This is a genomic window from Gordonia desulfuricans NBRC 100010 (assembly GCF_001485495.1).
GTDB classification, from domain to species: domain Bacteria; phylum Actinomycetota; class Actinomycetes; order Mycobacteriales; family Mycobacteriaceae; genus Gordonia; species Gordonia desulfuricans.
This window is the reverse complement of record NZ_BCNF01000042.1, coordinates 18903-32317: the sequence shown is the minus strand read 5'-3', so window position 1 is coordinate 32317 and position 13415 is coordinate 18903. Positions and strand designations below refer to the sequence as shown.

At 69.1% G+C, this 13415-nt stretch carries 10 protein-coding genes; 4 read left to right on the top strand and 6 right to left on the bottom strand.

Annotation, left to right across the window (positions count from 1 at the left end; genetic code table 11):
- Positions 1-324: 324 nt before the first annotated feature.
- Genes GD1_RS07275 through GD1_RS07250 form a run of 6 tightly spaced genes read right to left on the bottom strand, consistent with a single transcriptional unit; the run spans position 325 to position 7465 of the window.
- Positions 325-1710, bottom strand: a complete 1386-nt coding sequence (locus GD1_RS07275) for an NtaA/DmoA family FMN-dependent monooxygenase (RefSeq protein ID WP_020792193.1) — start codon at positions 1708-1710, stop codon at positions 325-327.
- Positions 1707-2846, bottom strand: a complete 1140-nt coding sequence (locus GD1_RS07270; protein WP_059036516.1) for an acyl-CoA dehydrogenase family protein — start codon at positions 2844-2846, stop codon at positions 1707-1709. The genes GD1_RS07275 and GD1_RS07270 overlap by 4 nt, the downstream gene beginning before the upstream one ends.
- A complete protein-coding gene (locus GD1_RS07265) occupies positions 2843-3862 on the bottom strand; it encodes an ABC transporter permease (RefSeq protein WP_059036515.1) in 1020 nt (339 codons plus the stop codon). The genes GD1_RS07270 and GD1_RS07265 overlap by 4 nt, the downstream gene beginning before the upstream one ends.
- A complete protein-coding gene (locus GD1_RS07260) occupies positions 3859-4974 on the bottom strand; it encodes an ABC transporter permease (protein WP_059036514.1) in 1116 nt (371 codons plus the stop codon). The genes GD1_RS07265 and GD1_RS07260 overlap by 4 nt, the downstream gene beginning before the upstream one ends.
- Positions 4971-6461 (bottom strand): ABC transporter ATP-binding protein, encoded by a 1491-nt coding sequence (locus GD1_RS24975; protein WP_059036513.1) that lies wholly within the window; start codon positions 6459-6461, stop codon positions 4971-4973. The genes GD1_RS07260 and GD1_RS24975 overlap by 4 nt, the downstream gene beginning before the upstream one ends.
- The gene (locus GD1_RS07250) at positions 6458-7465 is read right to left on the bottom strand and encodes a BMP family ABC transporter substrate-binding protein (protein ID WP_157079398.1); all 1008 of its coding nucleotides are present in this window, start codon (positions 7463-7465) and stop codon (positions 6458-6460) included. The genes GD1_RS24975 and GD1_RS07250 overlap by 4 nt, the downstream gene beginning before the upstream one ends.
- 263 nt (positions 7466-7728) lie before the next feature.
- On the opposite strand from GD1_RS07250, the gene add reads away from it, so the two are divergent.
- The 4 genes from add to GD1_RS07230 all read left to right on the top strand — a co-directional run bounded on the left by add (position 7729) and on the right by GD1_RS07230 (position 13399).
- Positions 7729-8805: an adenosine deaminase gene (add, locus tag GD1_RS07245; protein ID WP_059036511.1), complete on the top strand. Its 1077-nt coding sequence runs from the start codon at positions 7729-7731 to the stop codon at positions 8803-8805.
- Positions 8798-9562, top strand: coding sequence for a GntR family transcriptional regulator (locus GD1_RS07240; protein WP_059036510.1), 765 nt, complete (start codon positions 8798-8800; stop codon positions 9560-9562). The genes add and GD1_RS07240 overlap by 8 nt, the downstream gene beginning before the upstream one ends.
- A 118-nt stretch (positions 9563-9680) precedes the next feature.
- The gene (locus GD1_RS07235) at positions 9681-11636 is read left to right on the top strand and encodes an ABC transporter ATP-binding protein (protein ID WP_083533939.1); all 1956 of its coding nucleotides are present in this window, start codon (positions 9681-9683) and stop codon (positions 11634-11636) included.
- On the top strand, positions 11633-13399 hold the full coding sequence (locus GD1_RS07230) for an ABC transporter ATP-binding protein (protein WP_059036509.1): 1767 nt from the start codon (positions 11633-11635) through the stop codon (positions 13397-13399). Before GD1_RS07235 ends, GD1_RS07230 begins: the two co-directional genes overlap by 4 nt.
- The last annotated feature ends 16 nt before the right edge of the window (positions 13400-13415 follow it).

Sequence of the window (13415 nt, the reverse complement as noted above, 5' to 3'; positions counted from 1 at the left end):
ACCGGGTTCGTGAAGCCGTCCACAATGTGGCGTCGGACGGCGTGCGGAGGGGATGATCCGCACCGGTTCGGGGCGCTGTGCTGGTTCTGGCGCGCAGATCGATCCCCCGCGTCGACGGCAGGCAGTCCGACGGTCCGGATGCCGGACGCACCGTACGGCACCCGCCGGACGCCCATCCGCGCACGGTGGTCGACCATTTGTTCGGCCGCGGTCCGACATGGCGATTGTCGGGTCCCCGACACTCCACGAAGTGGTCGAGAACCCGACACCACGTGGACTATCCACACCGCGCACGGCACGACGCCAGGTTCTGGCAGGTCTCGATCAGACGGTCACACCGAATGCCGCCCGACGGTGTCCACGCGCCGGATGCGCTTCGGGGAGGTACGGCCCGTTGCCGGGAAAGATCTTTTCCCGCAACGTTCCCGGCCGGTAGCGATCCTGCATGATCCCGCGGCGTTCGAGTTCGGGGGCGACGTGGTCGACGAAGTCCTCGAAGGTGCCCGGCGACACCACGTACTGGACGTTCATCCCACCGACGCCGGCATCCTGCCAGGCCTCGATGTGGTCGGCGATCTGTTCCGGGGTGCCCACCACCCGCAGGTTGCCGTACCAGCGGACCAGCTCACCGATGGTGAAGCGATCGTTCGGCGACATCGCGATGAGTTGCCCGACGACGCCTTCCTTTCCTTCGGGCCGTTTGGCGATCTCACCGATCGGCTCGTTCGGGTCGAGTTGGCCGAAGTCGTATCCGAGGAAGACGCTCTGCTTGGCGAGGTGGGCGTCGATGCTCTGGAAGTCGGTGATCTCCTCCTGCAATCGCTTGGCCTCGGCCTCTGTGCTGCCGACGACGAAACCGAGGATGCCGAACAGCACCACGCTCGCCGGATCACGCCCGTGACGTGCCGCGGCGGCCCGGACGTCGGCGACGACGGGTGCGGCCTCCTGCGGACTCAACGCATTGATGAACAATGCCTCCGCGTTGCGGCCGGCGAAGTCACGTCCGCGCGCGGACACCCCGGCCTGCACGAGAAACGGTGTGCGCTGCGGCGACGGTTCACACAGATGCGGGCCGACGACGTCGTAGTAGGGCCCGGTGTGATCGATGCGATGGATCTTGGCCGGGTCGTTGTATCGGCCGGTCGCGGCGTCGGCGATGACGGCGTCGTCCTCCCAGGACGCCTCCCACAACTTGTAGACGACGTCGACGAAGTCGTCTGCGCGCGCATACCGTTCGGCGTGGTCGGGCAATCCGGCGAACCCCAGGTTGCGGCCCGCACCGGGCAGGAACGTGGTGACGATGTTCCAGGCGATCCGTCCGCGGGTGAGGTGATCGAGCGACGACATCTTGCGTGCGAACGCATACGGCGGTTCCTGCAGGATGTTCTGGGTCAGGACGAACCCCAGGTCGTCGGTGGCGTGGGCCAGGGCGGGGATCAGGGTGCCGGGATCGTTGACCGGGAACTGCATTCCACTCGAGATGGCCCGCTCGCTGCTGTCACCGAAGGTGTCGTACGGGGCGAGCACATCGGCGAAGAACAGCGTGTCGAAATGTCCACGCTCGAGCAGGCGTGCGACGTCCACCCAGTAGTCGACCGAGTTGTATTCGCGCTGACGGCTTCCCGGCCACGCCCACATCCCCTGGTCGTGATGGGAGACGGTGAACATGTTGAACGCGTTGAAGATCATCCGAGGACGTGCCACGGTCATCGCGCCTGCACGCCGACGCCGAGGACGTCGCTGCCGATGATGGTCGCCAGCACCTCGGTGGAGTGTGCCATCAGCTGCCCGGCCTGCGCATCGCGGTGATGTCGCTGGATGGGTGAGGTCTTGAGGAAGCCGGTGCCGCCACCGATCCGCACGCCGAGACCGGACACCTCCACGGCCACCTTGTTGGCGAGATACTTGGCCCGGTTCAGGTCCGGGAAGAAGGCCGGATCATGTGCATCGGCCTCACGCAATGCCTTGTCGTAGAGGGCATGTGCGGCAGTCAGTTTGATCTCGGCGTCGGCGACGGCGTGCTGGACCCACTGCTGGTGCGACAACGGTGCACCGGCGATCTCACGACCTCGAGCGTGTGCGATCAGGGCGGCGAGCGCGGCGTCGGCGATCCCCAGCGAGATGGCCGGCAGCGCCGCGGGGATCGCGGCGAAGTCGGTGGGGCCCGGAACCCGGCCGCGCTTGTCCGCGGCGAGCAGCGTGTTGTCGAAGGACACCAGCTGACTGCGGGTGGCGCGCAGGCCCAGCGTGTCCCAGATCGGCACGAAGGTCACCGAGTCGTCGGGGATGACGGCGAAGTACGCGGGCTCTCCGTCGACGCGTGCGTTGACCAGCAGGTAATCGGCGATCTCACTGCCCGAGACGAATCGCTTGGCTCCGTGCAGCGTCCAGCCTCCGTCGACCGGCTGCGCATCCTGCTGCGGGTTGAGGAAGGCGTTGCCGGTGGCGGGCTCCGACAGCGCATTGGCGAACCGGCGGCCGGCCAGGAACTCGTCGGCGAAGAACGATCCGAGGCCGTCCCGGGTCAGTTCCGCCAGTCCCACCCCGGCGCCGGTGTGCATCGCCCAGATCGTCGCGGTGGCCGGATCGCCCTGCGCGATCGCCCGCACGATGGCGCCGAATGCCCGATAGGACAGTCCCTCTCCCCCGACCGCCGCAGGCAACACCGCTGCGGTCAGCCCGGCATCGTGCAGGGCGTCGAGGTTCGCGACGTTGATCTCGGCGCGCTCGTCGTGATCGGCCGCGAGTTTCGCGAACTGCTCGGCCAGCCCGATCACGGTGTCGATGTGGCCGCGTTCGCGGTCGTCGACGGAATCGCGTGCCTCGCCGATGAATCCGACGGTCATGAGAGTGCCTCCTGTGGTTGATCTGGATGAGAGTGCTTGTCGTTCCCGGTGACCGGGGGTTTCGTGTCACCGGTGTTGCCGGAGGGTCGGGTCGCAGCCGGGGGCGGCCGGCGCCGCAGCCGGCCGCCCACCCCACGCCCGGACGCCGCGACGCAGAGGACGGCGAGGGCCACCGCATAGGGCAGTCCCTGATAGAGCTCCACCGGAAGACCCAGGTCACGGGTCTGGGCCAGCAGCGCCAGGCTGTTGAAGAACGCGAATCCCAGGGCGCCGATCACCAGTCCCCCGGGACGTCCCCGGGCGACGATCACCACTGCCAGGGCGATGAATCCGACGCCGCCGGTCATACCCGGCGAGAAGGTGCCGATGCTGCCGAGCGAGACCACCGCACCGCCGAGCCCGGCGCAGCCGCCGGCGAACACCGCTGCCGTACACAGCGTCGCCGACGGTGAGATCCCGCGGTCCCGGGCGACCTCGGGTGCCGCGCCGACCGCGGTCAGCCGCAACCCGGCGCGGGTGTTGCGCAGGAACCAGCCGACGACCACCACCAGGACCAGTGATGCGTAGAAGAACAGTCCGGCATGCGCCAGTCCCCGACCGACCAGCGGAAGGTGTTCCAGCAGCGGGAGCGTCAGGACCGGCTGGGTGGGCACCGTGCGGTTGACCGCCCCGGCCGGCGAGAGCCACTGGTAGATGAACACCGACAGCCCGGTGGTGATGGTGCCCACCGCGACGCCCACCACCACGATGTCGGCGCGGACGATCGCATGGGCGAAGCCGAGGACGCCGCCGGCGACCACGCCGGCCAGCAGGGCGAACAGCAGGCCCACCCAGACACCGCCGACACGGGCGCCGACCACCCCGGTGGCCGCACCGAGCAGCATCATGCCCTCGATGCCGACGTTGAACCCGCCGGCCCGTTCGAAGACGATCTCGCCGACACCGGCGACGATGATCGGTGCCGACAGCCCGATCGCGCCGGCGATCACCACGGTCCAGAACTCGATCGCGCTCATCCGACCGGCTCCTCGATCGGGGTCGCCGTCGGCGTGCCCGCACCGCGCGGGGTCCGACGGGCGGTGTACATCACCGTGCCGACGAGTGCGGCGGCCAGCAGCAGGATGCCCTGCGAGACGGTGCCGATCGCGGCGGGTGTGGTTCCGGTGGCGAATTGCACTCCGGCCGAGCCGGTTCCGAGTGATGCGTAGAAGACCGCGGCGATCACGATGCCGATCGGGTGGAACCGGCCGAGCACGGCGACGGCGACTGCCGAGAACCCGAGCCCCGCGGTGATGTTCGGTTCGAGGCGGCCGGTCACCCCGGCCAGTTGCACCCATCCGGCGGCACCGGCCGCAGCACCGGACACCACGAACGCGACGAGGATCGCCCGGCCGTGCCCGAGACCGGCGCGCGAGGCCAGCGCCGGCCTCGTCCGGTGCACGTCGAGCAGGAAGGCAGCGCCGGTCCGGTGGAACCACAGCCCCGCCGCGACGGCGGCGACGACCAGGAGCACCCCGGCATGCAGATGTCCGGGGACCGGGAGCAACGGCAGCATCGACGATCCCGGGATCGGAGCGCTCTGCGGACTCGAGTTGGACTGCGGATCGCGTAACGATGTCCGCAGCAGATATGCCAGCACGGCGACGGCGACATAGTTCATGAGCAGGGTGAACAGGATCTCGTTGACGTTCCACCGCCACTTCGCGAACGCCGGCGGGAGCGCCCACAGCACGCCGCCGACGGCACCGGCGACGACGCCGAGCACCAACGCCACCGGGTGCGGTACGGCCTCGCCGAGTCCCGATGCGACGGCGGTGGCCGCGATCGCCCCGACGATCACCTGCCCTTCGCCGCCGATGCTGATCACCCCGGTGCGCAATGCCACCGCGGCACCCAGTGCGACGAGGGTCAGGGTGGTCGCGTTCTGGATGGTCTGGGTGGCCGCATAGCTGCTGCCGAATGCGCCGTCGAACCATCCGATCAGTGCGGTGTCCAGGTAGGCGCCGGACGACAGGATCAGCGCCACGACCACTCCGACGCCACCGGCGACATACAGTGCGGCCTGGACGTGGAGACGGGACCGGGGCGCGGCGAACCGATCGGCGAGGACCCCACCGAACACGCTCATGCGGCCCCCTCGGTCACGCCCGCCATCGCCCGGCCCACCCGGGTCGGCGAGTACTGCCCGATGTCGAACTCGTCGACGATGCGTCCGCGAGAGATGACCAGGATGTGGTCGGCGAGTTCGCGGACCTCGTCGATGTCGGCGGAGATCAGCAGGATGCCGGTGCCGCGATCGGCCGCGGCGCGGATCTCGGCGCGAATGGCCACCGCGGCACGCGGATCGAGTCCCTGGGTGGGACCGTGCAGGACGGCCACCACCGGGTTCGCATCGAGTTCGCGCCCGACCACCAGCTTCTGCCGATTGCCGCCCGAGAGTGCGCCGACCCGCACCGTCGACGATGCCGGCCGCACATCGTGTCGCCGCATCAGGGTGTCGGTGAACGTGCGGATCGCCGGCCAGTCGAGAGTGCGGACCCGGGTGCGGAATCCGCCGCGCCCCAGGGTCCGCAGGATCGCCGAGTGTGCCGCGTCGGCGTCGGGTAGCAGCGCCTCGTCCCGCTCCTCGGGCACATAGGACACCGTCTCGCGCCGGGCGGCGTCGCCGGTGAGCGGCCGGTCGGCCACGCGGACGCTCCCCGTCGTCGGCGTCACCAGTCCGGCAGCGACCTCGGCGAGGATGCGTTGACCGTTGCCGCCCACCCCGACGACGCCCACGATCTCCCCGGCGTGCACGGTGATGTCCACGCCGGCAAGACCTTTGGACCCGGCGGTCCCGACCTCTGTCAGCGACAGCACCAGCGCAGTCCGGGGTGCCACCGTCCGGACCGGTTCGGTACGGTCGTCCTGTTCACCGATCATCGCCGCGACCAGACGCTCGTCGGAGATGTCGGTCATCGCCCCCGACAGCGTCACCCGTCCGCGGGTGAGAACGGTGACGTCGTCGGCCACCGCACGCACCTCGTCGATCCGATGGGTGATCAGCAGCACCGCGGTGCCGGAGTCGGCCAGCGTGCGGATGGTGTCGAACAGGGCCTCGGTCTCGTGTGGCCCGAGCGCCGAGGTCGGCTCGTCGAGCAACAGGATCCGCGCACCGCGCGCCAGTGCCATCGCCAGCTCCCCCTGTTGCCGTTGCGCGAGTTCGAGTTCGGCGACGGGCGTGTCGACCGGAATCCGCAGACCCGCACGCTCGGCGACGCCGGTCAGTTCGCGGGCGGCCCGGCCACGGTCGGCACGGAACCGGTCACCGGCCAGGATGTGGTTCTCGGCGAGGGTGAGATCACCGATCAGGCTCAGCTGTTGCATCACCGTGCCGATGCCGTGGTCGATACCGTCGCGCCGGTGGCGCAGGCGAACCGGGCCGGCATCGATCAGCACGCTTCCGGCGTCGGGATGTTCGGCGCCCGAGAGGATCTTGAGGGCGGTGGACTTGCCCGCACCGTTCTCCCCGACCAGCGCGTGGACCCGGCCCGCCCGCACCGCGAGGTCGACGTCGCACAGTGCGACCTGGTGACCGAACCGTCTGGTCACCGCACGGAGTTCGATACCGGTCACGAGATCGGCGGGATGGTGACCTTGCCACTGGCCAGATCGGCGGCCAGCTGCCGGGTCTGGGCCTCGAGGTCGGCGGGCAGTCCGGGCGCGGCGGCGACGCGGTGGTAGCCGGTGAACACCAGGCCGTGGTTGGCGATGGTCGAGGTGTAGCCGTGGTTGCCGAAGGTACCGGCCTCGACGCGGCCGACGGCCTCGGTGAGGGTCGGGGTGAAGTCCAGTGCCACCGAACCGATGTTGACCTCGGCCGCATCGGACGAGGAGGTGGCCGATGCGCCGATGGTCGCCACGCCCGCCTCCTTGGCCGCGGCGATGACACCCGAGGTGTAGCCCTCGGCGCCGGTGACGATCAGCTTGGCGCCCGCCGCGATCTGGGCCTTGGTGGCCTGATTCGCCAGCGCCGGGTCCTCCCAGCTGCCGGTGAAAACCGGCTTGAGCTCGGTGGCACCGGGATTGGTGGTCTTCAGACCCACCGAGAAGGCCTTGTAGGTGATCTCGTTGAAGGGTGCGAGTTGCCCGTCGACGACGGCGGTCGGCGACAGACCGGCCTTGCCCGCGACCCAGCCGAGCAGGTAGCCCTGCTGATCGCTGGCATAGGTCCAGGTCTCCACATTGGCCGTGGTCTTGGCGAGGATGTCGGCCGACCCGGTGGCCAGGAAGTGCGACTGCGGGAACTCCTCGGCCACCGAGAACACCGAGTTCGCGAAGTCCAGGCCCCAGCCGATGATCAGGTCGTAGCCGTCGGCGGCGTACTGGCGCAGTGCGGCCTGCGCGTCGGCATCGGTGTGCACCGACTCGCGGACCTGGGCGGTGACCTTGTCGTCCTTCTCGAGGTTGTGCACGGCGTCGGCACCGTACTGGTTGAACCCGCCGTCGTTGGCCAGGCCACCCAGGATGATCGCCACCTTCGGCGCCGACGAGGTGTCGGCCCCGCTGTCCGGTGAACATGCGGTGGCCACCATCGCGACGGCGGCGAGCAGACTCGCCAGGATTGCTCTGATCCTCATGTGCACCACGTCCTCTGGGGTTCTCGTTGCCGTCCGACGGGATGCGGGACCCGATCGCCGGCGACTTGTTGACAAGTGGACATCCTGAGAGGTCGAACCCGGAGGCGACAGAGGAAGAACCACAGTGAATCAAACGACCAGTTCGGTTTGACCTGCAGAACTCGACGATGCTAGAGGCGGCTGGCCGATGCCTCCACCTCGGTTCGCAACACCGGTTCCCAGACTTGTTGATAAGTCCGGCGATCTCGGTAGAGTCTCTGCGCATGACCAAATCCGCCGTGGCACAACGCGTCGACGAAGCCTGGATCCGCGCCCTGCCCAAGGCCGAGGTGCACATCCACCTGGAGGGGTCGCTGGGACTGGCCGATCTCCTCGGCCTGGCCAAGGCCGCAGGCGCGCAACTCCCCTTCCCGGCCGACCGGCTGTTCGGTGGGGCGACCGCCGGTGCCGGCGACGGCGCCGAGACCGGGCTGAGTTCCTTTCTGCGCTTCCTGGATTGGGGATGCGGACTGGTCGCCACACCCGAGCAGGCGTCGTCGCTGGCCTACCGGTTCGCCGCGCGCCAGACCGCATCCGGGATCCGGTACACCGATGCGATCGTCAACCCCGGACATTGGGGACAGTGGACCGATCGGGTTCCGGCGCTCTTCGCCGCCTTCGCCGACGGCTTCGACGAGGCCCGCGTCGACGGCCTGGCCGAGGTCAACACGTGCGTGTCGTTGTCCCGGGGGCAGTCCGCGTCCTCGGCCCGCGAACTGGTCGAACAGATCACCGAATCCCGGCCGCCACGGGTGGTCGCCTTGTCCATCGACGGCGACGAGCATCGGTCGGGACCGGTGAGTCACCGCTTCGCGGAGGCATTCTCGCTGGCGCGAGACCGCGGCCTGCGGCGGACGGTCCATGCCGGAGAGTCGTCGGGACCCGAGGGTGTGCGCGATGCGCTCGATCATCTGCACGCCGAACGCATCGACCACGGAATCCGGGCGGTCGAGGACCCGGCGCTCGTCGGCCGCCTGCGCGATCAGCAGATCCCGCTGGGGGTGTGTCCGCGATCGAATGTGGCACTCGGGCTGTATCCGTCCTGGGAGGTGCACCCGTTCCGGCATTTGCGCCAGGCCGGGGTCGCGGTCACGCTGAACACCGACGACCCGGCCGTCCTCGGCACCTCGCTGGAAACCGATTGGTCTGTATCGTCCCAGATCTGGGGTCTCGACCGATCCGAGCTCCGCGATCTCGCGCGGACGTCGGTGACGGCGAGCTTCGCCGACGACGATCTCACGAACCGGCTGCTCGCCGAGATCGACGCGATCGACGTCAGCGAGGCGTCGGAGAATGGCTAGCCGCACCGGTTCGGCATCCGACGACGCGGCCTCCCACGGGCGGATCACCCGGGAACTGCTGCGCCTGGCCCGCGACGCCTCCGCCGACCGGGTACCGCTGGCGGGCGAGATGGACCTGGTGGACCGCCTCCACTGCACCCGCCAGCAGCTGCGCAAGGCGATGGCGGATCTGGAACGGCAGGGCCTGCTGCGACGCCGGCAGGGCGCGGCGACCGTGGTCGACCCGCTGGCACTGCGGATGAGTGTGCGGCTCGAGGAACAGTTCGAACACACCGAACTACTCGAGCGGCTCGGCTACGAGGCCCGCGTCGAGATCGTCGCCGAGACCTGGGGTTCACTCCCCGCCGACGTCGCCGCACTCCTCGACTGCGACCCGGGCGCCCCCTGCGTGCACACCACCAAACGATGGTTCGCCGACGACCTGCCGGTGATGATCGCCACGGGGTACCTGCTCGTCCCCGACGCCGAGCCGACACGACTCGACGATTCGGTGTTCACCGCCGTCGCCCAGGCGTGGGGCGAATCGCTGGTCTGGGAGGTGGCCACCCCGGGGGCCGACGTGCTCGACGCGGAATCGGCGGCATTGCTGGACATGTCGGCCGGAGATCCGGTGATGACCCTGGAACTGATCGGGGTCGCCGCGAGCGGTCGCCGACTGTTCTACGCCTCGGAACTGCACCGCCCCGACATCGTCCGCTATTCGCTGGTGCGCACGGTCCGTCCGCCCTGGCAGGCGGGACCGTCGATGACCTCGTGACCCTTGCCAGGCGATCGGCGCACGACCTATGGTGAACGCGACCCGAACTTAAGTATGGCTACCCTAAGTCACCACGGGGATGTGACGCCGCAGGTCGCCATGGATCGCGAGAGGTGCCATGACCGCCGCCAACGCCGTCACCGATCCCGCAGACTCCGACCCGCACAGCTCCGACGCCGCCCGCCCACCGTCTGGTGAGCACACCGACGGTGGCGGAAACGCGCTGAGCGAGAAGGAGAAACAGAAGGCCGACGCCCTCGCGCTCAAGCGTCTGATGCGACCGGTCGCCGTGCCGCTGACCATCGGCCGGCTGCTCGCCGTGGTGTCCGGGGTTCTCGCCGTGGTCCCCTACATCGCCCTGGTCCAGATCGGCGGCACACTCCTCGCCGCCTCGTCCGCGGGTACCCACGTCGACGGCGACGAGATCCGGCGCTGGTTGCGAATCCTGGTGATCACCTTCGTCTTACGGCTCGCGATCTACTTCGTCGCCCTGCTGGTCACCCACCTCGCCGACATCCGGCTGGGCCACCTCATCCAGGTCCGGCTGGTGCATCGCTTCGCCAAGGTACCGCTCGCGTGGTTCACCGCCACCAACTCCGGTCGCGTACGCAAGGGCATGCAGGACGACATCGGCACCGTCCACCAGTTGATCGCCCACCAGCCGGTCGACGGGACCGCGGCCGTCGTGATGCCGGCGGCACTGATGATCTACGCCTTCGTCATCGACTGGCGCCTCGGGCTGCTCTCCATCGCCACACTGCCGCTCTACATCGGCGCGATGGCCATGTCGATGCGGGGTATGGGCGAGAAGACCGTGGAGATGGACCGTCGGCTGTCCACCGTGTCGGCGCGGATGGTCGAGTTCGTCGCGGGGATCTCCGTGGTCAAGGCATTCGGGCGGGTCGGGCGCGCCCATCGCAACTACCAGGAGTCGGCCGACGAGTTCTACGACTTCTACCTCGACTGGGTGCGGCCGCTGGTCCGCGTCTCCGCACTGGGCACCTCGTTCCTCGCCATCCCGCTCGTGTTGCTGGTCAACATCGGCGTCGGTTCGGTTCTCGTACACCACGATCAGGTGAGCACCGCCGACGTGCTCGCCACCTCGCTGATCGCCTTGCTGATCCCGTATGCGCTCGAGACGTGGATGCATTCGACGTGGAGCCGACAACTCGCCGGTGCCGCGGCCTCGCGTCTCGCCGCGCTCATCGACACCCCGATCCTGACCGAACCCGATGCCGTCCAGGCCCGGCGCCCGACGGCACACGATGTCACCTTCGAGGCGGTGCACTACTCCTACGGCAGCGGCCCGGATGCGGTGCTCGCCGTCGACGACGTCGGCTTCACCCTGCCGCAGGGCACCGTCACCGCACTCATCGGCCCGTCGGGATCGGGGAAGTCGACCATCGCGACCCTGCTCGCCCGCTTCGACGACCCCGCGTCGGGCACCATCCGGATCGGCGGCGTCGACATCACCGAGATCGACGACCTGTACTCGCAGGTGGGTATGGTCCTGCAGGATCCGCAGTTGCTGACCATCAGCATCCGCGACAACATCGCGCTCGGCAGACCGGACGCCACCGACGGGCAGATCCGCGAGGCTGCCTCCGCGGCAAGGATTCTCGACGAGATCGAAGCCCTGCCCAACGGTTTCGACACCGTCTACGGGTCGGATTCGGGACTGTCGGGCGGGCAGGCCCAACGGATCGCGATCGCCCGGGCGGTCCTGGTGGACGCCCCGATCCTGGTCCTCGACGAGGCCACCGCGCTGACCGACCCCGAGTCCGAACACCAGATCCAGCAAGCGCTCTCGACCCTGGTCCGCGGCCGGACGGTGCTGGTGATCGCCCACCGGCCGGAGGTGATCAAGGGGGTCGACCAGATCATCGTCGTCGAGTCGGGACGGGTCGTGGCCACCGGAACCCACGATGAGCTCGCCGGCCACCCGGCCTATGCCCGCATGTGGCAGCGGGCCGGCGCCGATGCCCGACTGGCCGGGACGCACCGCACCGGGTCGCGTGAGCCCGGGTCGGGCACCACAGGCCCCACGGGAACCGCCGAAGGGACACACCGATGAACCTCCCCCTGATCGACATCGTCCCGCGGATGCAGCGCATGATCTCGCATCCCGAACGCATGCGTCCGGCCATCGCCGCCGCCGTCGGGGTGGGGCTGGTCGACGGTGCCGCGCTGGCCGCCCTGCTGCCGACCATCAGCACCCTCGCCCAGGGCACCCCGGTGTGGGGCTTCGGACTGGCCGGCTGGCTGTGGATTCTGGGCATCCTGTCGGCCGCCGCATTCGGCCTGAACTACATCACCCAGTACACCAATTACGCTGTTGCACTGGACTTCCTGCGCAGCCTGCATCGACTGGTCGGCGATCAGGTGGCCCGGCAGCCGCTCGGATGGTTCGCCCGTCCGCTCGCCGGTGCACTCTCGCGGATGGTGTCCACCGAGTTGATGTCGGCGGGCGAGATCTTTGCGCACATGTTCGGTCCGCTGGTGTCGCGACGGACCGCGACGGTGGTGATCGTCGTCGCCGCCTGGTTCTGGGATCCGTTGCTCGGCCTGGTGCTGACCATCTCGATCCCGGTCTTCGTGCTCATCACCCTCGCCTCGACCGCCCTGATGCGTCGGGGCCGCGAGATGCACGAACCCACGGAGAACGCGCTCGCCAACCAGGTGGTGGAGTACGTCCAGTGCCAGGGCGCGATCCGCTCGTGCGGCCGCAGCGACGACTTCGGACCGCTCGACGACGCACTCGCGGCGGCCCACACGGCCAAGACCCGAGCACTGTGGATCGAGACCGTCGGATTGCTGCTCAGCGGAATGGTCACCCAGGGTGTGATCGTCGTGCTCATCACGCTGACCGGATCGCTCGCCATCGACGGGTCGCTGCAACCGATCCCGGCGCTGGCCTTCATCAGTCTGGCATTGCGCTTCACCTCCACGCTGTCGGAGATCACCACCGGGGCGATGGCCCTGGAGTCTCGCCGGCCACTGCTCGATCAGCTCGACGGGGTCCTGACCGCGGTACCGCTGCCCGAACCCGAGGACGCCGCCGCGTTGCCCGCACCGGGGACGGTGGAATTCGTCGACGTGGGCTTCACCTACTCGCCGGCGAGCCCACCGATGCTCCACGATGTGTCGTTCACGGTCGAGGCGGGCACGATGGTCGCCCTCGTCGGCCCGTCCGGAAGCGGGAAGTCCACCATCGCGCGGGCGATCTGCCGCTTCTACGACGTCGCCGGCGGCCAGGTCCTCGTCGGCGGCCGTCCGGTCACCGAGCAGACCACCGAACAGCTGATGGCCCAGTTGTCGATGGTGTTCCAGGACGTCTACCTCTTCGACGACACCCTCGAGGCCAATGTCGCCGTCGGCCGGGCCGATGCCACCCCCGGCGAGATCCGTGCCGCCGCGGACATCGCCGGCGTCACCGAGATCGCCGAGCGGCTTCCCGACGGATGGTCGGCCCGGGTCGGCGAGGGCGGACGCGGCCTCTCCGGTGGCGAGCGGCAACGCGTTGCGATCGCCCGGGCGCTGCTCAAGGACGCACCGATCGTCGTCCTCGACGAGGCGACATCGGCTCTCGACGTGGAGAACGAGGCGAACATCGTGGCCGCGGTGGAGAAACTGCGGGAGCGGGCGACGGTCGTGGTGATCGCCCACCGGCTCGCCACCATCGCGCGCGCGGACACGATCATCGCCCTCGACGCCACCGGAGGGATCGAGGCGCAGGGCACCCATGCCGAACTGCTCGAGGCCGACGGGACCTATGCGCGATTCTGGCATCGGCTGCAGAGCGCGCAGGGCTGGCAGCTGACCGAAGCCGGCCGGTAGCCCCGGACTCGAAACC